This window comes from Bacillus paranthracis, from assembly GCF_024296885.1.
Taxonomy (GTDB): domain Bacteria; phylum Bacillota; class Bacilli; order Bacillales; family Bacillaceae_G; genus Bacillus_A; species Bacillus_A paranthracis.
The window spans coordinates 1,300,913-1,324,103 of record NZ_CP101135.1 but is presented as its reverse complement, the minus strand read 5'-3'; the positions used below and the strand labels follow the sequence as shown (position 1 = coordinate 1,324,103).

21 protein-coding genes, 1 tRNA gene and 2 pseudogenes are annotated in these 23,191 nt (G+C 31.7%); 7 read left to right on the top strand and 17 right to left on the bottom strand.

Annotation, left to right across the window (positions count from 1 at the left end; genetic code table 11):
• Nucleotides 1-12: 12 nt before the first annotated feature.
• Nucleotides 13-336 (top strand): helix-turn-helix domain-containing protein, encoded by a 324-nt coding sequence (locus NLJ82_RS06690; protein ID WP_000578882.1) that lies wholly within the window; start codon nt 13-15, stop codon nt 334-336.
• Nucleotides 337-410: 74 nt separating this feature from the next.
• Here NLJ82_RS06690 and calY read toward each other — a convergent pair whose 3' ends face one another.
• The 6 genes from calY to NLJ82_RS06660 all read right to left on the bottom strand — a co-directional run bounded on the left by calY (nt 411) and on the right by NLJ82_RS06660 (nt 5,512).
• A complete protein-coding gene (gene calY / locus NLJ82_RS06685; RefSeq protein WP_000053739.1) occupies nt 411-1,004 on the bottom strand; it encodes a biofilm matrix protein CalY in 594 nt (197 codons plus the stop codon).
• 426 nt (nt 1,005-1,430) lie between these two features.
• Nucleotides 1,431-2,273 carry a DUF4047 domain-containing protein gene (locus NLJ82_RS06680; RefSeq protein ID WP_000917717.1) on the bottom strand — a complete coding sequence of 281 codons (843 nt, stop codon included), beginning with the start codon at nt 2,271-2,273 and terminating at the stop codon, nt 1,431-1,433.
• A gap of 157 nt (nt 2,274-2,430) precedes the next feature.
• Nucleotides 2,431-3,021: a TasA family protein gene (locus NLJ82_RS06675; RefSeq protein WP_000172846.1), complete on the bottom strand. Its 591-nt coding sequence runs from the start codon at nt 3,019-3,021 to the stop codon at nt 2,431-2,433.
• A gap of 60 nt (nt 3,022-3,081) precedes the next feature.
• Nucleotides 3,082-3,651, bottom strand: a complete 570-nt coding sequence (sipW, locus tag NLJ82_RS06670; protein ID WP_000767811.1) for a signal peptidase I SipW — start codon at nt 3,649-3,651, stop codon at nt 3,082-3,084.
• A gap of 191 nt (nt 3,652-3,842) precedes the next feature.
• Nucleotides 3,843-5,129: a D-alanyl-D-alanine carboxypeptidase family protein gene (locus NLJ82_RS06665; protein WP_000247018.1), complete on the bottom strand. Its 1,287-nt coding sequence runs from the start codon at nt 5,127-5,129 to the stop codon at nt 3,843-3,845.
• Between the two features lie 155 nt (nt 5,130-5,284).
• Nucleotides 5,285-5,512: a hypothetical protein gene (locus tag NLJ82_RS06660; protein ID WP_000251858.1), complete on the bottom strand. Its 228-nt coding sequence runs from the start codon at nt 5,510-5,512 to the stop codon at nt 5,285-5,287.
• 364 nt (nt 5,513-5,876) lie between these two features.
• On the opposite strand from NLJ82_RS06660, the gene NLJ82_RS06655 reads away from it, so the two are divergent.
• The 3 genes from NLJ82_RS06655 (at nt 5,877) to NLJ82_RS06645 (ending at nt 7,339) form a co-directional block, all read left to right on the top strand.
• Nucleotides 5,877-6,632 (top strand): class I SAM-dependent methyltransferase, encoded by a 756-nt coding sequence (locus NLJ82_RS06655; protein WP_000858640.1) that lies wholly within the window; start codon nt 5,877-5,879, stop codon nt 6,630-6,632.
• A 220-nt stretch (nt 6,633-6,852) separates the two neighbouring features.
• On the top strand, nt 6,853-7,077 hold the full coding sequence (locus tag NLJ82_RS06650; protein ID WP_000929649.1) for a hypothetical protein: 225 nt from the start codon (nt 6,853-6,855) through the stop codon (nt 7,075-7,077).
• 189 nt (nt 7,078-7,266) lie between these two features.
• Nucleotides 7,267-7,339 (top strand) — tRNA-Ala (locus NLJ82_RS06645).
• A 97-nt stretch (nt 7,340-7,436) separates the two neighbouring features.
• Here NLJ82_RS06645 and NLJ82_RS06640 read toward each other — a convergent pair.
• Complete coding sequence (locus tag NLJ82_RS06640; RefSeq protein ID WP_088296478.1) at nt 7,437-8,549, bottom strand: tyrosine-type recombinase/integrase; 1,113 nt, start codon at nt 8,547-8,549, stop codon at nt 7,437-7,439.
• A gap of 245 nt (nt 8,550-8,794) precedes the next feature.
• Between NLJ82_RS06640 and NLJ82_RS06635 the strand changes: the two are divergent.
• Nucleotides 8,795-8,893, top strand: a pseudogene (locus NLJ82_RS06635) (DUF3900 domain-containing protein); the annotation flags it as partial.
• Nucleotides 8,894-9,063: 170 nt separating this feature from the next.
• On the top strand, nt 9,064-10,305 hold the full coding sequence (locus NLJ82_RS06630; protein WP_000739802.1) for a toll/interleukin-1 receptor domain-containing protein: 1,242 nt from the start codon (nt 9,064-9,066) through the stop codon (nt 10,303-10,305).
• A gap of 332 nt (nt 10,306-10,637) precedes the next feature.
• Here NLJ82_RS06630 and NLJ82_RS06625 read toward each other — a convergent pair whose 3' ends face one another.
• Together NLJ82_RS06625 and NLJ82_RS06620 are read right to left on the bottom strand one after the other, a co-directional pair.
• A complete protein-coding gene (locus NLJ82_RS06625) occupies nt 10,638-11,159 on the bottom strand; it encodes a type I restriction enzyme HsdR N-terminal domain-containing protein (RefSeq protein WP_000897970.1) in 522 nt (173 codons plus the stop codon).
• Nucleotides 11,160-11,995: 836 nt separating this feature from the next.
• Nucleotides 11,996-12,501 (bottom strand): annotated as a pseudogene (locus NLJ82_RS06620) (recombinase family protein).
• A gap of 229 nt (nt 12,502-12,730) precedes the next feature.
• Between NLJ82_RS06620 and NLJ82_RS06615 the strand changes: the two are divergent.
• Nucleotides 12,731-13,543, top strand: coding sequence for a DUF1411 domain-containing protein (locus NLJ82_RS06615; protein WP_000804011.1), 813 nt, complete (start codon nt 12,731-12,733; stop codon nt 13,541-13,543).
• A gap of 173 nt (nt 13,544-13,716) precedes the next feature.
• On the opposite strand, the gene NLJ82_RS06610 is transcribed toward NLJ82_RS06615, so the two are convergent.
• The 8 genes from NLJ82_RS06610 to NLJ82_RS06575 form a co-directional block, all read right to left on the bottom strand.
• Nucleotides 13,717-15,096: a hypothetical protein gene (locus tag NLJ82_RS06610; protein ID WP_088296479.1), complete on the bottom strand. Its 1,380-nt coding sequence runs from the start codon at nt 15,094-15,096 to the stop codon at nt 13,717-13,719.
• A 434-nt stretch (nt 15,097-15,530) separates the two neighbouring features.
• A complete protein-coding gene (locus tag NLJ82_RS06605) occupies nt 15,531-16,787 on the bottom strand; it encodes a hypothetical protein (protein WP_000910499.1) in 1,257 nt (418 codons plus the stop codon).
• 697 nt (nt 16,788-17,484) lie between these two features.
• Complete coding sequence (locus tag NLJ82_RS06600) at nt 17,485-17,844, bottom strand: hypothetical protein (RefSeq protein ID WP_001289626.1); 360 nt, start codon at nt 17,842-17,844, stop codon at nt 17,485-17,487.
• A gap of 343 nt (nt 17,845-18,187) precedes the next feature.
• Nucleotides 18,188-19,036 carry a site-specific integrase gene (locus NLJ82_RS06595; protein ID WP_000288985.1) on the bottom strand — a complete coding sequence of 283 codons (849 nt, stop codon included), beginning with the start codon at nt 19,034-19,036 and terminating at the stop codon, nt 18,188-18,190.
• 67 nt (nt 19,037-19,103) lie between these two features.
• Entirely contained in the window at nt 19,104-19,346 is a 243-nt protein-coding gene (locus tag NLJ82_RS06590; protein ID WP_049772328.1) for a hypothetical protein, read from the bottom strand.
• Nucleotides 19,347-20,045: 699 nt separating this feature from the next.
• Nucleotides 20,046-21,293, bottom strand: a complete 1,248-nt coding sequence (locus NLJ82_RS06585; RefSeq protein WP_000731040.1) for a hypothetical protein — start codon at nt 21,291-21,293, stop codon at nt 20,046-20,048.
• A gap of 531 nt (nt 21,294-21,824) precedes the next feature.
• Nucleotides 21,825-22,421 (bottom strand): hypothetical protein, encoded by a 597-nt coding sequence (locus NLJ82_RS06580; RefSeq protein ID WP_001169479.1) that lies wholly within the window; start codon nt 22,419-22,421, stop codon nt 21,825-21,827.
• A 158-nt stretch (nt 22,422-22,579) separates the two neighbouring features.
• Nucleotides 22,580-23,125 (bottom strand): hypothetical protein, encoded by a 546-nt coding sequence (locus tag NLJ82_RS06575; protein WP_001267335.1) that lies wholly within the window; start codon nt 23,123-23,125, stop codon nt 22,580-22,582.
• Nucleotides 23,126-23,191 lie beyond the last annotated feature (66 nt).

Below are 23,191 nucleotides of genomic sequence, written 5' to 3'. Positions count from 1 at the left end.
AGGTGCGCAAATATGATTGGAGAACGTATAAAACGCCTTCGCTTACAAAAAGGTATTTCATTAACTGAACTTGCCGAAAAAGCTGGTGTTGCTAAATCTTACATTAGTTCTATAGAACGAAATTTACAAAAAAACCCTTCCATTCAATTTCTTGAAAAGATCGCAGCAGTTCTACAAATTCCAGTTGATACTTTACTTCATGATGAAACAACAAAGGAAAATCACTTAGACTCCGAATGGACACAACTCGTTAAAGATGCAATGAGCTCAGGTGTCTCCAAAGAACAATTTCGTGAATTTCTTGAATTTACAAAATGGAAGCAAGATCAAAAATAATAAATAGAAAGAAGTGCTTACAACCAGCACTTCTTTTTTCTTTATAAAAAAGCGGGAAATCCCCGCTTTTTGGTTTATTCTTTTGCTTCGCCTTCTCCTTGATGAGCATTGAATGTCCATTCTAAGTTCAATGAATCACCTTGGAATTTATTTTGATCACCTTTATCTTCAAATTCAAATTCTACCCATAAGTAATCTTCAGTACCAGCTGCTAAACCACCATTTTCTCCCCATTCAGGAGCAAAGATTGCTTTAGCTAAAACATCTGGATTTTCTTTTTGTAACTCAGCTAATGTTGTTTCGTATACAGGCTCACTCTGTTTATCCCAATTCCAAATGAAATTCACCTTAATGTGCTCACCAAAGTCTTCACCAGCGTTATCCTTTTTTAAATCATTCACAGTATACTTTGTCGCTAATTGTACGTCTTTAATTGCTAATGAACCGCTATTCTTTAATAAGAACTCTTTCTTTACTTTATCCCCTGGTTTTAAATCTTTAATATCTACAAGCGTTGTAGGGTCTAATGTAAGATCTAACGTTCCAGCCGCAAATGTGTTATTTGATACTTCTTTATCGCTAAAGTAAGCGAATGTTCCTCCACCAATTAAAGATAACCCCAATGCCGCTGATGCAACTCCCATACCTAATTTCTTTTTCAGACTCACAATCAATTCCCCCTAGCTGTTTTTTATATTTTTTATTGCTATCTCTTATTTACAATAAGAGATGTAACTAAAACTATATTAGCTTAGCTAATATGTGTTCTTTTTTAAAAACCTTATGTTCATTATAACGAACATAACTATAGAAATACAACACATATTTATTAATATTTTCAGTTATTTTTATTTCTCAATATTATTCTGAAATTTCCGAAAAAACGAGAAATAGAGAAAAACTTTAATTAATATTCCCTATCTATACTAATTATTAATCTTCACCATCATATTGCCAATTAATTTTCTCATATCTGTTTTTTGACGTAGATTGTTAAAATAAAGAAGACACGCCGAATAGGTGAGTCGCAATATTCTCTCACCTACTCGGCTTTATAACCGCTATTCTCTCTATATGTCGCTGTATTTTACTTGCTATTCTTGTTTCTTACTCTCTTCTTGATTTTTTGCTTCCTCTTGTTTCTTCTTCTCTTCTAGTTTTTTCGTTTCCTCTTGTTTCTTCTCTTCTAGCTTTTTCGCTTCCTCTTGTTTCTTCTCTTCTAGTTTTTTTGCTTCCTCTTGTTTCTTCTTCTCTTCTAGTTTTTTCGTTTCCTCTTGTTTCTTCTCTTCTAGCTTTTTCGCTTCCTCTTGTTTCTTCTCTTCTAGTTTTTTTGCTTCTTCTTGTTTCTTCTCTTCTAGTTCTTTTTGCTTCTCAGCCTCACTCACTTGTTTTGCTGTTTCATCTACTAGTAACTTCTCAAAATCTTGAATTTGTTTATCAATCACTTGTAAATTAACTTCTTTATCAATATACTCACAGTTTTCTTTTACTATATGGAAGCCAGCATTCACATACGAGAATACTTGCTTATTCGATTCAGTTGTATGTCCTTTTAACTCTTCTTGTACTTGATTATAAGGTTCTTCTATTGATTTATATACTTTTTGTAACGATTCTCTCTCAGCAGCTATCTTCTCGCGTCCTTGCTTCCATATAACAAGCGCCTGTTCTATCTCCTGAGTGGATCTAACATTTAATTTTGATTTCATCTCTTTATACTCATGCAAAATAACTTCCTTATGCTGCTTAGCTTGTTCTATTAATTGATCAACTGTTTTTGGAAAAATACTTGCTGTAGAAATAGTAGCCGCTACTTTCGTTTCATGAACGAAAGCTGCTTCTGTATAAGTCATCATTTGAGAGCCTAAATAAAAAGTAATAGAACACAAACATGGCAATATAAGCATCTTTTTGAATTTACGCGGTTGCTTCAGCATTTTAATCTCTCCTATCGAACAACTTGTTCTTTATCAAGAACTATATCTTTATTATAATAAAGTGAATTACAAAATGATATAAAAATTATGTTTCTTTTTATATTTCACTTTTAGCAAAAAAGAGACTATCATTTTTGATAGTCTCTTTTTCTTGTCATTATTTTTTAACTTCGCCTTCGCCTTGTTGCGCTTCAAATGTCCATTTTAATTGAAGTTTATCGCCTTGGAATTCATTTTGAGATGTATTTCTTTCAATAAAGCGGAATTTCACTTTAAATGAATCGTTAGTTCCCGCTTTAATACCTTTCTCAGGCCATAACCAACTTACTATATCATTTTCTGCAGCAGTCACTGTTTGACTCTGCAAATCTTTTAATGTCGTTCTCTTAATTACTTCATCTTTTTTATCAATATTTTTTAAGAAAACTACTTCAATGTCTTCACCAAAGTCTCTCTTATTATCTTTCTTCACATCTTCTACATCATATTCTGTAGTTAATAATACTTTTTTAATATCTAATGTACCTTTATTCTCTAATTTAAATTCTTTTTCAATTGTATCACCTGGTTTTAAATTATCCACTTTCACAATTGTTGAAGGGTTCAGCGCTAAGTCAAGTGTCCCAGACGCAAATGTATTATTTGACACTTCTTTATCACTAAAGTATGCAAATGTTCCTCCACCAACTAATGCAGCCCCTAATACTGCTGATGCGATACCCATTCCTAATTTTTTCTTTAAAGTCATGTCCATATCCCCTTAATATATATTTGTTAATTTCCTAATAGGAAACTATAACCAAAATAACTAGACGGATTGTTCTACTTTTTTCTCTTTCTTTTCTCCATCAATGCTACGAATCGCACTAAAAATAGTAATCGCTGAATAGCCTAGTAAAAAGATTCCTGGAATAATAAGAAGTAAAGCAGCTCCAGCTTTTGAATTCGCATAATTTAATGCATACCCTGCATAAGGAACTGTAATATCTGCATATTTTCCAATGACATTATCCGCAAGTACTGGTTCTAAATCAGGGCCATTGTTGTTATCCCCTTTTGTTTCATACATTACTTTTCCATTTGTATCTTTCACACCGATAATACGGTGAGTGATAATTTTTTCATCTTTCTCTTTAAAAGTAATAACATCACCTTTTTGATATTTAGAGCCATCTTTTGTCGGTTCTATCGCAATGATTGACCCTGTTAAAAATGTTGGTTCCATCGATCCTGATAACACTGATTTAAATTGATATCCCATCACAGTTGGATCCCCACCGCTCGCTTTTGAAGAAATAACTACAAAAGCTAAGCAAACCATTAATGCAAATAAAACAAATGAGATAACGTTGCTAATCACCTTCCAAATTAATTTCATCGTTTCTCTCCCTCTCCGTTGTTTTATATTATTTGAAGTATATAATACTCTTTTCGTTCTTTAACAAGAACACAACTAAATAATATAACGAACAATACATAAATGCAATAAGAAAATTTACAATTATTAGTTATTTCAAACATATAAAAAAGGCTGTGACAAAGTCTCTTCACAGCCTTTTAACTAGTAATTTATTTTTCTTCTGATTTCATTCCTTTTGTATTTCGGCGTAACACTACAAATAAAATCGCTCCAAATAATATGGCAGCACCTATCCCCATGCTTATTATTTTCACGTTTGCTTCATTTACTTCAGGCTCGATCGTATCTTTTTTAGGCATTGCAAAAGTAACATCTTCTTTAGAAAGAACATTAACCGTCGCAATTGTTTGATTATTCTTTGTGATATCAACTGCCCCAACTACCTCACCACGATGAATTCCTTTATGATACAAAGAATCTTTATCTAATGAAGCCGCACGGAAAATCGTCCTCACATTTTTTCCTTCATCTTTCTTAAGCATCACTTCTGCACTTTTTTCAAGCTCGCTATCAATATCTTTATTTAAATACGTTGTCTTTTGATGCCAACTATGTTTATCTAATACAGTTTGCTTCACAAATTGACCAAAAGAATAGTCCGCCATCTGCTTTAAATCTTCATAAATTTCAGGTCTTTGAGAAGCCATTACTACATTTATAATACGATTTCCATCCTTCTCATTTAATAGAACGAGCGTATTGCGCGCTTCATTTGTAAAACCTGTCTTACCGCCAATACTAAATGGATTTTCAAAATAAGTAGATTTATTAAAAATGGACACCGTCTGCCTAGATGTCGTAACTGTCGTCCTTTTCGTATTCATCGCTTGCAAAATCTCAGGGTACTTTTGCACCCCTCTCGTAATCATAGCCATATCATATGGCGTAGTATAATGATTCGGATCATGCAATCCATTTGGTGTTACAAAATGACTATCAGTAGCCCCTAATTGCTTCGCTCTCTCATTCATCATATTAGCGAAATTCTCAACACTTCCGCCAATATGCTCTGCAATTGCATATGATACATCATTTGCACTCAGCACCATTAAAATCATAAGTGCAGTATTTCTATTAATCGTCTCACCAGGTTGAAGCTCAATTTGATAATTACTCTTCTCTTGATCTAATGCTAATTGTGAAAACGTAAATTGATCCTCTGGTTTCGTATGCTCCATAAGTAAAATCGCCGTTAACACTTTCGTCATACTAGCCGGAAATGCACGATGATGTGCGTTTTTATCATACAAGATATCTCCAGTTTTCGCATCAATCGTAGTTGCAAACTGACTAAAAACATTTGGCCCTTCCTTAGGTGGTGGTGCCACTTGTTCTGGATTCACTCCAACATTCGTCTCAGCACGTAACGTCATAGGTGTCAAAAAAAACAAACAAATAGCGGTAATAAAAACCAAAATTTTCTTAAAATTTACCATATGACTCTCCCTTTTCACTATACTCTCACAGTTTAAAAACTGAATCTACCAATCTATATGTAATTTGTATTAAATTGGAAGAATATTCACTGTTTTTTACTATATCATACTTTTACGATAAAGAACATAAATATACAATAAAAAATAAGAAAGAATTATTCTTTCTTATCCTTCTCATCAATTAATGAATCTATTAAATTTTGACTAGCTTCCTCAGGTGTAATCTCATCTGTCATCCCCATAAACGACCAACCTTTAGAATCGACCCACTCAACAAACTCTTGCAAAAACTCATCATGTGTAACATCCACATCAAGAATTGAGCCATTAATTGAAATCGTTCTATTTTTAGATACGCGCATCTTGAACGTCTTCCTTACCATTACGATAATTCTCCCTTTGCTTTTGAATATTTATAAAATAATCTTGTATCTCTGTTATACATGATTTTAAGTAAATTGTAAAAAGGATATATTGGCCAATTTAGATATTAAAAATGGAAATCGCTTATCCTACATACCTCTCGTTCCATATACAAATGGTCATATTATTCAATAATTAAACCCTTTAGATGAATAAGAAATCATGGTCTTTGGAAGATATCATGCAAAATAGTATAATTTGAACAAGAGAACTAAGGTAGCTCTATTTAGCTGGACTCTTTCGTTGTAGACTTAGAGACCGATGCGAAAATTACTATTTGGTTCCTATTTCTATACATAATATCTTTGGAAAGAAGGTAGTACGGTGAAAACAACAGAAAATTTTACTGACAAGGCCGATATATATGCGAAATATCGCCCTAGTTATCCTAATGAATATATTGATTATTTGCTTTCGGCTAACGAACTAAATGAGAATCGAATTGTGGCCGATATTGGTTCAGGTACAGGGATATTTAGCCGCCAGCTGCTTGAAAGTGGTTTACATGTTATTGGAGTGGAGCCAAATGATGACATGAGAAAAATGGCAGAACAATCGTTAAACCAATATCCTCGTTTTCAATCTATAAAAGCAACTGCTGAAAATACCACTTTAAAAGAAAATAGTGTAGATTTAGTGACTGTTGCTCAAGCATTTCATTGGTTTGATAAAGAAGCTTTCAAAATCGAATGCCAACGAATTTTGAAACAAAAAGCACATGTTGCACTTGTTTGGAATAGTAGAGATGTAACTAGTCCACTTATTCAAGAGAACGCAGAAATTTGCCAGAAAACCTGTCCAACCTTTAAAGGCTTTAGCGGTGGAATAGATGAAACTCCAGAAATGTTTAACAGCTTTTTTAAAGATGGAAAGTATGAGTTTAAAGAATATCAAAATGATTTACTTTTTGACTATGAAGGTTTTTTAGGAAGGAATTTATCAGCGTCCTATGCTCCGAAAGAAAATGACGAAGAGTATAAAAACTTTGTTCTTCTCCTATCAGAGTTATTCGAAAAATACAGTAAGAATGGAAAAATTGTTCTCCCAAACTTAACGCGAAGTTATTTGGGCAATGTGTAAACAGCCTGATACAAAGAGACTTTGATCGGAATTAAAACAAGCCTACCCCCTCCCTAAATGTAGAACGGGGTTAGGCTTGTTTTACGTGTTGAAATATAATCACTTTATTGTCTTTTTACAAAAAACAAAACAACTTGCATTTTACCACATCAAATTCAAATGACTTTCGTACAATAAAGTAGAATATATTAGAAAACACCTTAAAATGAGGAGGAACTAAATGGCGCACTGTACGTATTGTAAAACGAAATGGAAAGTAAAAGATGTATGGTCGATACTCGTGACATTTGAAAAAGATTGTCCGTATTGTTTCGGAAGGCAATACCTATCAAAGAAAACAATAAACGCTATGCCAGAACTTTTAAGCTTACCTTTACACTTCTTATTCCCTTTTCTTGTTGATTTGAGTGATGAAGGTCCTTTAGATTGGTATCAAAAAAAATAATATAACCGCTTTATTCGAACCACCTTTTCATTACAATCTCTACTTATATATTCCTTAATACACTACTAACTTGATCCCAAATTCTTTCCTTTCAAAAGATGACTATAAAAATATTGTAAAATTTCAGTTGATTATATATAATTGCTTTAACATAATGAGTAAAGATGCTATTACATAAGTATTTTTGAAGATCCCGTAGCTCAGCAGGGAGAGCGCCACCTTGGCAGGGTGGAGGTCGTGAGTTCGAGCCTCTCCGGGGTCATATCGTAAAAACCGTGTCAGATTAACGTCTGATGCGGTTTTTATTTATTTAAACTCGTGTCCTACAACCCTAGTGGTCACAGAATTGGTCACATTACCTATAAAATCTCTTCTATTTTATTCACTGCATCTTCTTGCATCGTTGGCAATACATGTGAGTAAGTGTCTAATGTGATTTTGATGTTACTATGTCCTAACCGCTCAGAAATCACCTTCACATTCACACCTTTAGCCAATAACATAGTTGCATGTGTATGACGCAAATCATGAAATCGAATCTTTGGCACGGCTGCTTTCTGAATCAAAGCGTTTAGGCTTCTTCTCACATTAGCAGGATTAATTGGCGTTCCAGAAGGAGTACACATCACCAAGTCATTGTCTTGGTATTCCTCACCTTGACTCAGCTTCTCTTTCAATACGACTGCTCTGTGTTTCTTTAGCTTTGCTATTGTTGATGCAGGTAGTAGTATTTTCCTTAAACTTGACTTCGTCTTTCCTCCAAGCAAGAACGTCTTTCCATCATGGCTTAATGTTTGGCTGATAGTCAAATGCCCCTTTTCTAAATCAACATCTTTCCACCGCAATCCTAGTAATTCACCTTGTCGCATTCCAGTTACAAGAGCCATATGAAAGACAATAGAATATCTACTATCTTGTGCAGCTTTTAAGAATAATTGTACTTCTTCTTCAGTCCAAACAGTTAGCTCTTCTTTATCACCTTTTGGTAATTTGGTTTTCACTGCAACATTTTTGGTGATTAACTCCAAATCTATTGCATGTTCTAGAGAGTTCCTAATAATTTTTATTATCTTCTCAATCGTCCCTCGCTTTAACCCTTCGTCTCGCAATGAATTAACGTAGTTTTGCATGTGTAATGATGTTAATTTTGCTAATTTGATATTACCTAGTGAAGGAATGATACGACTGGTCAAATATCCTTTCAGTACCTTTGCTGTTTGAATGCCGACACTGTGCCTCTTTGTATTAAACCAGCTCTCCAGATACTCACCATAAATTAGCTTGCTAGGTTCTACATATGTTCCCGTATGAACTTCTGAAAGTACCATTGTTAAAGCATTTTCTGCTTCTTTTTTAGTAATGAATCCCCTCTTCTTCTTTTGCTTTCTCTTACCTGTTAAAGGGTCGATACCAATGTCTACAATATAAAAATACTTTTCTGTTTTCTTATCTTTTTTGACGCTTCCTTTCATTGTTAAGAGCCTCCTTAGAGTCCTTAACTGTGCTGTATATGGTAATTTTATTATAACAGATAACTCTTCAAATCATTGACTAGACTTTTCATATCAGTAGTATAAAGATAAATGAACATTATCTAGGTATATTTTCTAACGAGCTGAAAAAATAAAGAGATATTTAATCCGCTAAATAAGTTACTCTAATGTCTGTCTAGAGAAAGTATCTCCCAAGATGAAGTTTTTTGTATCTATAACATACAAAGCCCCATCAGTCTCTCTACATGCCAGAAGAAAGCATGGTGGAACCCAGCAAACTAAAAATCCATCAAGCATCACACGCCCGCCATCTTGACTTTCTCTAGTAACCAAAAACTCATTAACATAAGCTTCACATTTCAAAGCATCCAAGTTCATCTCATAAGGATAAAAAATTAATAATACCCAATTGCCAATGAATAAAGTATAATTCCATTGTGGTATTTATTTACTTATTCAGAAATCTTAATTTATAAAAAAGGAGTACTAAAATTTGAAAAAGAATAAATCAGTGTTTATTAGTTATAGTTGGGACAGTGAAGAACATAAAAAGTGGGTTCAAAATTTCACTAACGATTTAAGAGATAATGGCTTAATGGCAACCATGGACCTTTTTGAATTTCAAAAGGGTACTCAGAATATGAACAAAATGATGATTGAAAATATAAGAGATACTGATTTTATAATCCTAGTATTAACAAAAAAATACTCCGAAAAGGCTAATTCTTTTGTTGGTGGGGTTGGTTTTGAAACTATCTTATCTATACCTTTATTTAAAAAGAATCCAAATAAATTTATTCTTATTGTAAGAGAAGAAGCGGGCTATTCTGATGCCCTTCCATTCCACCTGGATGATTATTATGCTATTAACTTTACCAAGAGTGAGGATTATACAACAAAATTTGATGAACTAATACATAGGTTATATAAAGTGAATTATTGGGATGAACACCCCATAGGAGAAGTTCCCTTACATATACAAAGAAAATTGAAGGGCGACTCAGATTCAGTTGATATTGCAATAACTAAAAATCCTACTACTGCAGTTCAAAAAGTAGAATCTGGCTCCTATCCTACACCCATTATCCGAATCAATGAGTTTGGAATTGTAAACATGTCTGAAGAAGAGTTAGAAGTTTCTTTGTCGGAAATATCACTTAATATCAAAGAAGGCGTAGTATCTCCGTTTCAAATCTATTTAGAAATAGAAGATAAGATTAGAGAAGAATTGAGACTAGCTTTTAGTGGGAATATTACTGATTTAGAACGAAGAAAATTGGTTCTCGAAGAAAAAGAAACATCCCAGAGGATAGAAGCATATAAGAAAAGACTTGAAGATACAGTTAAGGTATTTATTAAAAATTCATTCATTGGACATGAATGTTACTCCTCCAATATTTTAGCGGACACATTCAAGAACTCAATTTTATACATTAGCAATCAGTCTCCATTCTACACAGGTAAGAAAGTTGACATCTACCATACTATTAAAAAGTCTCTTTACTTTAGTATCTACCTAACTCCTGAAGAATGGGAATTGCTTTCAGAAGAGCAGAAGGAATCTAGTATGATTTATGGGTATAACTATGCTCAAGAACTTCCACGAGATATTAAATATAAAAAATTAATTCCAGCATATGTAGACTTTCTTTACCATGAATTTTTGAAACACGATAAGTCAATACCTCATGAAGCTGAATCTTTACTTAATGGCTGGTATTTTAGTTTGGGTTAAACTAAACACCTACTCCAAAGGTTAATTACTTTTATCCTTTAAAGATACTAAAAAAGGAGGCAGAGGCCTCCTTTTTTTAACCTACCCTTAATTCTCTTATCGCGTCCTCCCATAGTCATACATTCAGCACATATATCCTTATTTAGATTACATCCTACATTTAGTTGATACTGCACAAAGATATTTAAGGCTAATTTTAAGGTTTCATACTATTTATTGCCGTTTCAACAAATTCTTTATACTTAATGAAAGTGTCCAAGTAGAGTTCCGTATCATCTTTAAGCTTTTTATTATCATCAACTTTTATAGTAACTACCAATTTGTATAACTCCTCATCCTATCTCACTTATGGGATGAAGATTCTCTTCCTTTGCTAATTCTTGATATGTGGGAATTTTATTTAACTCAATATATTTCTTCTCTTTCTCTTTCCATGAATAAAGTTTTAATAACTTTCCATTTGTTATCATGATATTATTTGCAAAGAGGACTTCATCATACCGCTTTGCTTGTTCAAATACTTCTTCGGTAAGAGCAATATGATTCGCCTTACATTCCACAATTAAAATAGGGACAAGAAACTCTTCATCCTCAGCATAAACCACAATATCTGCTCTACCATTATATTTTTCATCGAACTCAGACATTTTAACTTCGACTTCTATGGCTCCCTTTAAAAAAGGGACCTTCATTTCTTTAAAAAGAAAATGTATCGTTTGTAATCGAACCAATTCTTCAGGATATGCTTTATACATTTTTCTATTATGATAAGGATATTTTATCCATTTTTCACCTAAATTAGTGGTAAGAATATAATTTTCAGGATACTCATCCCAATCAACCTTGAATAACATTCCTTTGTTCCACCTTTCACTCATTACTATAGCCCAATCAACCTTGAAATTATGCTACCTAAAACTAAAACACTATACCAAGTAAATTAGCATAGTGTTTTAGTTTTACATTCTAGTTAATTGCCAATATAGACTTATTCTTCTTTCACGATTGCCACCACTTGATTAGCTGCTGTAAATTCAACATCTACCATTGGTACATTACTTAATTTAATAAAAATTTCATAAAGGATATTTTTATATTCCAATAATAAATTTTCTTATTCAGCACTATCCATAACACTTTTCAATTCAGTAAAACCGCTACCGTCCTCTTTTAGGACATAGACTCCAGAATGAATTATTCTAACTTCACACATTTCAGGTCTTACTTTAAAATCAATAACTAAATCAATGAAATTACTACTAGAAGTATGGTCTAGTCGCATTGAAGCCATTGAAAAATAAAAACCTTGGTCTAATGTACTCTTTACAAAGCCATTCTCTTTTTAGTAAACATTGTTTGATTTTTCATCTGCTTTATCATCAAGAGTGAAAGCATCCCTTTTTAATACGCTAATTATTTATTCTCCCGATTCTTCTGCCAAAGCTATCAATACATTTTTATTTCTATCTGATAATCATGGTACTTCCCCCTTGCTTTATAGCTATTTTATTAGGTTTCTCTTCATTATTTCCTTCTGAGTGGAGAAGCAACAGTGCTTATACACAATTCAATGTACGTAATGTTTACATTGGTGATATGCACCCCCGTACTTTTTTCTTACACTTATACACTTACTTTCCTGTCCTCTTACTGCTCACTACTCTATAGAGAGTCGCTCTACTTATCTTAGTTATTTCTTCAATCTCTTAACTGTCAGCTTATTACTTGCTCTGTTATGAAATAACTCTAGAGCATACTGTAAACCTCTATGATTTTCTGTATGCTTCTTAAGTCTTCCTTTATAGACACATCTTCTTTTTACTTCCTCGATGCCCTCTAATTGTCTTTCTTTAATCATGTCAGCTTCAAATTCAGCTATACCATACAAAACCGTAATCATTAATTTACCAATCGCTGTACTTGTGTCAATCTTATCTTCATCCATATTTAAAACAATAAGGGGAACTCCTTTACAGTTTAAGTATTCAATAGTATTTAAAGCATCTTTTGTACTTCTAGCAAACCTATCTAACTTCGTAACAGTCATAATGTCACCTTTTTACACCGTCTCAATAAGCAAGTTAAACTGCTCACTATCTTCTTTCTTCCACTACTCTTCTCTTTAAAGATAGTATCATAACCTACTTCTTGTAGTTGCTTAACTTGTGTACTTAATTTCTGACCTGCTGATGACACACGAGCATAACCATACTTTATGTAACTTTCAGCTCTACATTTTGATACATGTATATGAGAGACTTATAACCTAAGTATATCGAGTACTTATTTTCCTATCAATAAAGTGTACTCAAATGAAACAAGCACAATCATTACTCTAAAACCAAAATCTCAATAACAGTAAAACTTACGTATATATATCAGCTTTTAAATGTTAAAATCATCCTAAAAATAGGAGCATAGTAACATGAAACCAAACAAAGAAATTGTTTTACAAAATAAATTATTAGTTAGACACGATATAATTGAAGAAGAACTGACACTAATTGAAAGAGAATCAGTAATTCTTGGGCAGAAAAGATGCGATATTTTATTTAAAGATAGAGCAGAAAGAAACCTGTATATCGAAGTAAAAGAAGTAGCAGATGACAAAGCCATTAAACAGATTCTAGGTTATAGGGCACTCGTTAAAGACAATAATTCAAGATTTATGCTCATTACAAATTCTCCAATAGATGATATTTACCAATTAAAATTACAAGAACTACAAATAGAATATATGAGTATAAATAAAAACGATATTCAAGTACGATTAAAGAATATCATTGAAATACCAAAGGGAAATTCTATTTATCGTACTAAAGAAAACATTATAAAGAAACTAAATAAACAAGGAACTATTGCAGAAGTTATTTTCGAATACATAGCTAACAACTTACATACTTTAGATACCCCAATTATCTGTAATATTTCAGATGGAATTATGTTTCAATTAGTACAGTGTAACAAGAAATTTTTGTCTATATCAACCATTGGAAACCGCCTGCTATTTCATTTTCCTAACGGAAATCGTGACAGTATATACATCAAATATAGAATTGCAATTCCAGAACTATACTGCTACAAAGATAGGCATTTAGAAGATTCCCATATAAATAAAGATAAAGAACCTAATCAAATTGATATTAGGTTGAAACATATTATGAATCTAAAGTATATTAAACCACTTATTGATGAAGCATTTAAACAGGCATTAATGAGTCATAAACCTCACATTTAAACGACATAAAAATAAGCACACCACTCCTATAACCTTAGATGAAAGGATTATAGGAGCAAGTGTGCTTATAGACTATTCAATAATAAAATCTTAAAATCGAAGAAAAACACGCCCGTTTTTTCTTTTACAAACAATCTTACCATTATTTCTACAACTCGTAACATAACCATAATTTATTTATTTTTATTAAGGTTTTTCTTTCCCTCTGAAAAAGTATGTTTCAAAAAATCAACTGCGGAGGATGGCTTCAAAAACTGATTAAACATCCTTTCAAATATACCATCATGTAATATTTGCTTCATTTCTCCACATTCAATCTCCACTGCTCGGCCATTATATTCGAATGACTTAGAATGAGACGGGACAGTATTTAGCCTAGCTGTTTGTTTTTTAGATAAAATATTAACTTTCATATCTTTCTGTTCTAGTAACTTAAACCATTTATTTATATTTAAAGACATACAAATTACCTTTTCACCAGTAATTAACTTCACTTTATCATTAATAGAAAAAGGATGTAAAAACAGAGGAAATGCTACAGGAGCATTAATAAACTGCACAAAATTAATTGTCGGAAAATCTATCCCTATAGAATCTTTCCATCCATCAAAACTTTTATACAAGGGTATTTCTGAAGCGTTATACACTCCTACTATAAGACATTCATCAATTATCTTAAGTGAATAATTTCTTTTATCAACATCCTCTAACATCGTTGAAATTTCATCATCAAAGTGCTTTGTATAGAAAACATCATCAATTATTTTTATATCTAATCCAGTAACTTCATCCTTTCCCATACCGCTATTAATTATATCAGTGGTATCTAAAGCTCTTTTTTCCTGTTTTATGTACCGCTTGAATTGTTTATGAAATTTAGTATCTTTCTCCGATAACTGAAAATACAATCTCCTGTCACAAGGAGATTCAGTATATTCTCCAATTAATCGTCCAATTTCTTCATTAACCTTTCCCTCTTTTAATTCGATTAAGCGAAGTTGGGGATTATTATATTCCCTAACCAGCAAGTCACCTATTTGTATAAAAGAAGTTAAATCATTTATTAAGGGAAATATAGCATTATCATTTTGGAATATGCTTTCCACTTCTTCCATATCGTGTTTTACATTCGAATTAAATACCTCCACTGGTGGAATATGTTTATACAATCTTCTAATAACTGTTATGTCATTATTCAATAATTGCCATGCAATAGCATCAGCGGCTTTTCTTAATACTTTTTCTTTATACTTAATAATTTCTAAATCTTGTTCACGTTTTTGAATGATTTTCTTCTCACTTTTTTGCCTTTTTAATTCTTTAATCTGCTCCTGAACTCTACTTCTTTTTTTTCCTAATAACAACAAGTTCTGTAGTATTAATTTTTGAGCTTTCATAAATCCTAAATGTACCTTAGATATAAACTCCTTTCCCTTATTAACATCTCTCAATACATCTATTGAATCCATCTTAAATGAAATATTCTTAATGCCATATTCAACAATATAATGAATTATTGACTTTAATTCTCTATTAAAATTATTATCAAGCATCGTATCTCTCCCTTTTTTCTAATAAAAATTTTCTTTTTAAAATAGATTTTCCACATAACTAATTCGATATCTATTATTATAAAGACACACAACTTAGCATTCAAATAAAAAGATGTACTACATCAAGCTTCTGAAAAATAGAGAAGCAACAACTTCACCGCTCTTAAAATGTGGCGTAAAGTTACAAAACACACGTAAAATCATCTTAATTAACAGGGTTTTTATTGAAAATCGCACGTCATACATTTTTCAGATGAGCGGAAGCATTGTACATAAAAACCCCATTTTATACAGCTATCCCCCATCATTTTCAACAGGGGATACTTTTACTACTTTATGTTTGAAATGCTTGATTAGCATCATATATGTTTTTTATGTTTTATATAAGGTTAATCAAAAATTCCAAATTCCTTATATCCTGCTTAAATAACCCATTATATTTCCATAGATTTTATTTGATTAAAATTATAACCATAGTGTTCTTGTAACTTCTCATAAGCTTCTATATATAAGCCTAAAAACATCAATTTTTTATTTTTAACCCACTCAGTATCATCTAAGTTAAATTCAACTTTTTTCTGCTTCCCACCCAATTTATCTAATAATTTAATGTTTTCCTTTTTGGCGTTGTCTTGTCTATCACTCGCTAACTTAACAACATATTTCTCTCTCTCTTTATGAAACCCTTGACGATTTTTCAAATAGTATTGCAGTTCATCATTAGTATATAAATCTATCGCTCCTCGATTTTGCTTTTTCTCTAACCATCTTATTACAGGATTATCACCTGCCTGTAAATATAATGTGTGTGCTTCAAAAATTCTTACTAATTTTAATTGGACACCACTTTCATTCCGAATTTGATAAAGCAATATGTCATGCTCTTTCCAATATTCAATAACGTCCTTTTTATTGCGATATCGGTAAATGTCTTTCGAAGTTAGATGTTTATACTTGGGCTTATTTTGCAAGTCCCTTCTCATCTTTGCCACTTCATCAATTACAAATGGTGATAATTCGATATACCTCTCTTGGTCGTCTAAAACTGTTTTCATTCTTCCACTAAATTTATCGTATATATCAATTGGCTCTGTTGCAGAAATTAAACCCATTGTATGTTTATTATGTATTATTAACTTGGCATCTCCTAATTTTTTTATACAACTCATAAAATGTTGAGTTAGTCTAGTAATTTCACGGTCTATATAATCATAAACAACGCTTTCTGTTTTATTTTCAATAATATTTTTTTGTTTCAATATCGCAATTTGATTGTTTAATAAACTTTGATGATATTTACTTTTACTAGCTTCATACATACCATCTGTGATAAATCCCATTTGCTTTAAAAGATATGTCATGGTGGTTGGCTTGCTAATACTCGAGCGAATTAAATGCTCTAAAATCATTATTGGAAATCCTTGTTCATAGTTCTCTGGTAGTTGCCCCTCACCATTGAATTTCCTTTTATCGTTACGTTCTGCTAGACATACTCTCTTCTCACCTATAAAATACCTTGTCTTTTTACCACCCTTACCTTCAACTTTAAATTGTTCAAAATTTTGGTCTAAATCCTTAATAAAACGTTTAAATACGTTTTGCATTAATCTTCCATATTTCTTGAGATGATTTTTAACTATCTCATCACCCACAAGCTCTACAATTTCTTCTTGGCTAAACTCCTTTAACATACTTATTCTCCTCTTTAATATAAATTTTTGATACAAAATCGAGTTATAATAAATAATAATATATATAAGGCGATTATGTATCGTTTTTGCTTACCTAAAAAACTATTTATGTACTTTTGCCCACCATCCTTTAAATGATGTCACTACGTTCCACATTTAAAGCCTAGCCACAAAAGTACCAAAATGGCTTGCTTAAATCTAGACTTTATTTTCACTCCTTTAACATCAATTTCAATTGGATGTTATCGAAAACAAAAAAACACAAAATAACCCCCAATAAAAAGAGGAGAATTTTGTGTTTAGTTTGTGTCTTTTAATGTTGTATTTAATTAGTTTTTAGTTTTTAGTTTTTATAGTCACTTAAACCTGACTACAATTAATATTATATCATAAATTATAGAAAAAATCAAATAATACGTTACATAAACCTTGACATCATCATGATATTGTGTTATTCAATCCTCACTCAATTAAGAATATTTTCAAGAATAGATTATCGTAAAGGCAGGGCGTAGCCCACCGAACGAAGTGAGGTCTATGCGGAGCTACGTAGTAGCTACCGCAAGTAAATATTTCATTCTATTTTTCTAATGCTTAGTAATCCATGTCCAAAGTCCGAATACTTTTTATGGTTCGAGGAGTGCGAAATAAGTCTTTATCTTAATCTTTTCCTACCAAGTCCATTCTGTAATAATGATTACTCTCCAAAACCTGACCAATCATACTTTCTTTCCTTTTGCTTACGCTTCTTTTCTTCAAATATACTTTCTACATTTTTTTCTTCTGTAAAACTCATGATGAATCCACACTTTTCACAATTGTATTTACAAGCTTCACTAGGTTTGTCATATCGACCATAGTTATTATCTTCTTCAGAAATTAACATAAAAGAAATATCAGCACTTTCATCGACTTCATTATGAATCGAAGTGTTTATATCTACATCTATATGTACATCATCAAAACTACTGCATCGTACCTCAACATTTACACCTACATCATAATATCCTTTACGAAAATAGTTTCCTCCACAAACCAAACATTTAATTTCACTCATCTACCACCACTCCTCCCATTGTTTATTTATATATACATTTGGGAATTGAGCCCTTATGAGTAGAAAAAATACTCACTAACAAGTGTAGACAGCTGTTAATGTTTTATATTATGGTCTGTATGTATTTTCATTAACTAAATAACCTCGCTTTAATTGAAAAAGAAAAATATTTTTTAAAATAACGCCCAACTAACAATAAGAGCCTATCCCATTTAGAAACAGGCTTTTTAATTCGGTTTTAATTTCCAAAAACTATGTGAGATAAAAAATTTACAACACAACAGCTTATAAGTTCATTAAGGGTTTCTTTTGGAATACCATTTCAAAAATATTCTCTTTTTACTTAAAAACTATTTAATATCGAAGTCTGTCTGTTCATTAAATTATTTGTGTTTATTATATGCTTCTCAATAGTCGTGACAGATTCTAAAGTCAGTTTACTGACTTCCCATATAAAATTACCATCTGACAAAGCCTTAGAAATAAATGTATTCGATAAAATTGTAGGTGTGCACCTTCTTCCTACAATTGATTCTGTTAAAGTACCAATGTATGTACTTATAGTGTTTTCAGGCATTTGTACAACTTTGTCCAATTTATTATTAGTCGCTGTACAATATTCATGAATGAGTAGTTGTAATTCAGACTTTAATGGTAATTTAACTTCGCTTTCATCTTTCCATATAACCAGTTTATATACACCCTTTTCATATTCGAACTGATTATTTCTTAAAGACGCCATATATTGTCTGCTTAGTCCTGTAAAAAGAAACAGTCCCAAAATCAAACGCTCATTTAAAACTTTATCCCTATCTACAATAAAGTTTTTTAACTTTACATATTCATCCTCTTTTAATATTTCTTTTTGCTTTCTCTCATATACAGGTTTTGTTACTTGACTTATAATCTCATTAGTCTTCCCTTTTAAATAAGTATATTCAAATAATCTCTTTAACGCACTATAATAATTTACTTTCTCAGCATCACTACATTTTAAGCTTTTTAAAAACATATCGACATCAAAATATGTTATGGCATTTAAAGGTTTATCCTTATTACCTTGTAACCCCATATAATCTAAAAAGAATTTATTGATTCTACTTTTATAAAAGGTTAAGCTTTCCTCTTTAATTTCATAAACTTCTTTCATTTCATTTATCAGTGCCTCAATTTCTGCCAAATATGTATACATTAATTTCACCTCTACAAATTTAAATTTTATATAACTTCTATTCCAAATGAAATCTCTTGACCATATTTTAAATCCTTAAGATAGCATCGTTCGTTATCAAATTTTCCAATGAATTGCTGTCCATTTTTGCGCGTAATTTCTCCCTATACTCCCCCCCCCTGCAATATGCATCCTCTTCTGCCTCAGTAACAAAAAATATAACTTTACCCAATTTAAGTTTTAAACTATCTATTTCTTGTTCACTGGGAACATAAAATAGATAAGGTGACTTTTTATTTCTCTTACAAATATTATCTAAATACCAAGTCATCTATTATTCTCTTCCTTTAATCTAATTTATTGTATATAAATTATATCATTTAAATCATATATTCACTTATCATTTCCAATTACTATACTGAATATTTCAGTAATTTTTCATCTTATACAATAAAAATCTATAGTAAGTCGTAAGAGGATTATAACTATTATTTAATCAATCACCTTTTGGTTCAATTTTCGTAAAATATCTATCTCTCCCCTGCTAATTGATATTTCAATGCTAACTAAATCGTTAAGTCTTATAAAACCTTTTTATATCAATAAGCAAAAGAAGTTCAATTCATATAAGAATTGAACTTCTTTTTCCCCTTTGCTACTCAACAATCAACCTTAAAAATTGGGACAAGGCTTTTCACATTCAATTTTCCTCATCAAGGAGAGTGCAGAACAACAGATTTACAACTGCAAATGTTTACAAATTCATTAAAAGGCTAGTTCTTGATACCATTTCTAAGATATTTTCTACTTCAATCACCTGTAAACATCGCTGAGTAGCTTGAATATTCTCATATCCTACTATCTTTGAAAAACCATACAAATCCAGTCCGTTCCTCAAATTTGTTTGAATAGCATATCTTAATAAATGTACAAATAATGAACATATTCCAATCCCTTATAGATTCATTATGAAAAAAGAAGACACATTCACTATCTCATCTTAAATTAAGCAAACAGATATTTGAATATATTAACTTTTTAACCAATAATCAGCAAGATATTCCTCACTATCCAAAAGTTTTCCAGGTTTTTTTTCCAGTTTTTCTTTTTGACTATTTATTAGAGCTTTTAATGATTCACTATATTCATCAAAATCAAAAGGAAATAACATTTTGAGATATTCCTCTCGAACTTCATCAAAAATTGATAAATCATATTGATTCCAGATACTCTTCTCTGTCACTAGTAAATCATTTAGTATTTTCTTCTGTTTATCACTAGATATTTTATTCCAAACATCAATGTTTATAAACCAATGGTCTGAACCATGAATCATCCAAGATTCAACCATGTCTAATATTAAAAGAGGATGCTGAGTAAAGGTTTCAAAGTATTCTTCTAAGTAAGCCTCGTCTCTTTTTAAAGATGAAATAAGGAAGAATGTTTCTTTTTCGAACGGTAAAATGTTAATTATAAATATAACTTCATTTTTCTCTATTGAAAAACTAGCAACTCCCGCTAATGATATAGGTAAATAATAATCCAAGTTAAAGATTCGATATGAAAGTTTTTTTGCTTTTTTATTTATTACATCGCTACAAGAAGCTTTATAAAACTCTTTAAATTTCAATAATCTTTTTTGGCCTTCCTCTATCTTTCTATTCAATATAAATGACCCGTTATCGGGATACTCTATATCAAGCTTTTTTATTCCAATCGAATCAAGTTTGTTACCCATTTCCCCTTCCAATACATTAATGAACTTTTCTTTTTTCTTATCTTGGTATGCAATGCTTGTTTTTTCATTAATTATTAGCCAGTTTTTCACGTTAACTACTTCACGACATATGGTCCTATAAATTTGCAAAATAAAATCGTACTTTTCCGACATTTTTTTCTTTGTTTCATAATTACGAAATATTTCTTCGTGCTCTTTGCAAAAGCCAGTAAAAACTGAAGCATTATTTACCCCTATTTTATCCATTTGATAATTAGAGGAAAAGTCCTCCCATACAGGCTGGAATACATGGCCCTTTTTAGCCATCCTCTCCAAAGATGAAGCATTTTGTATGGTATGTGAACGTTTTATAGACTCCTTATTACAGTTTGGAAACATACACGTTTTGGGCGTTTTAATTATCTTACTACTTAATTTTTTATATTTTTGTATGAAAGCATTCGCATCACTTCGTTCATTTTCAAATATATGACCTTTTTCCATAAACTCGTCTTCTATTTGATTTAGGATATCCCAAAAATTATTAACCTTCTTTTTCATACCCTATCACCGTCCCCTTCGAATTTGTCGTAATCTTACAAATAAATATTATACTAAACGAGCTAATATTTATATAGGAACGACCAATTAACATTAGTATATAAAAATATAATTATTATGGTTCCGCTTCGAAAAAAAACAACTGCAAATTAAATTCTCTGCATTTTAAACCACTGTGGATTGAAGCACTCTTTCCCTTTCCACAACGGGATAGTCATAATACATAAAAAACATCTCTCTCAAAAAAGAAATGAGTCACCCTATTCCCTTTACCATTATACAGACAATTAAGGACATAAATTTTGTGGTCACAAATGGTCACATAACTTACAATAATCATTAGATTTTCAATAGAATTGCGTTTATACAAATCCGTGAAAATGCCTTTAAATCAACATTTCTCCCGTAGCTCAGCAGGGAGAGCGCCACCTTGACAGGGTGGAGGTCGTGAGTTCGAGCCTCTCCGGGGTCATAAAAAAAGAAACCATATCAACCTTCTACGTGATATGGTTTCTCTTTTTATGTAGTCAATCACTTCCCACCAAACATCTTCTCCAAAGACTTCGCATTAGCAAACAATACTTCTTTCAAGTTATCATCTGCAACGATTATATAGTCGCCATCTTTGTTTTTCTTTAAGTTCAATGTAACTTTGCGAGTTGCCATTGCTGCATCTTTATCCGCTAAGTTTTTGACGATAGTTGATGTCATTGTTTTTTCGATTGCTTTTTCAGATTGTTCTTTGTCTTCGCTAAATGCGCTAGCAAAGGCCATTGGCATAACTTCTCCCACTGCTTTTGTTACAGCAACGGATAGATCAGCAGATGTAATTTCCACTTGCACTTCTGCTTTGTCATCCTTTTTCGATACTTCTTCTAGCTTTTCAAATTTAAAGTTTTTTGTAATGGCGCTCAGCATTGCTTTCGCTTCCGCATCATCTGTTTTTTCATTTAGTTTATTAAACTCTTTGTCACTTTCAACAAAGGTACGAGCTTTTTCTACATCACCTTTTTGTATAGCTGTTAAAAATTCTTCTGTCGTATCTTTCGGATTTGCACACCCTGCTAAAACACCTACTGTTAATCCTACTATCATAATTAACAGTAATAGTTTCTTTATCTTTTGCACGCTCATTCTCCTCTTATCTTTTCTAGTAAGTCAGCATTATACAATAGTATGAAACTGACATTACAAACATTTTTTAGTATAGCATTTATATGATTTATTTTCTATTCATTCCCAAAATATTAAGGGCCTTGCAGCTTTCCTACAAGGCCCCTCTTCTATCAATCCGTATCCGTAGCACAAATGAGCCACATTTTACACTCCTTACTATCTAACACCATCCAAGTAACATCCCACGCAACATCATAAAACCAATCTGTCCAAGGAGCATGACTTTCGAACACTATAATATCCTCATAACGATCTTGGAACATGCATTGACATACATCGCTCGCTAATTGCTTCGCCATTACCATTCTATCCGGAAAGCACTTATATGCTCCTCCTCTTATGATTTGAAATGCAATACTCCCATCAAGCATTACTGCGCTTCTATATTGAAATTGAAACTTATATTTTTCTGACGTATGTATTTTTAACTCTTCTAAGTTATGCATTATATCTAAAGAGTTGAAGATTCTTCTAAAGAAGTGATCGTATCCATCTTTCAAATGTGGTATTTCTTTGAAAAAATTTTCGTTATGTACTTTAAAACAGCTTATAACCGCTCCGCCATTTACGTTTTGTTCCTTGAATGTATGTATAAGTTTCTCAATAGCTGAGTCATTCATTTCTATTTTTTCAAACGTTCCCTCTTTCCATCTCATAACGCTCACTACTCTCTATTAAAAATTTGTTTCTTCATTATAAATAGCAAAATAAAACCCAGCAAC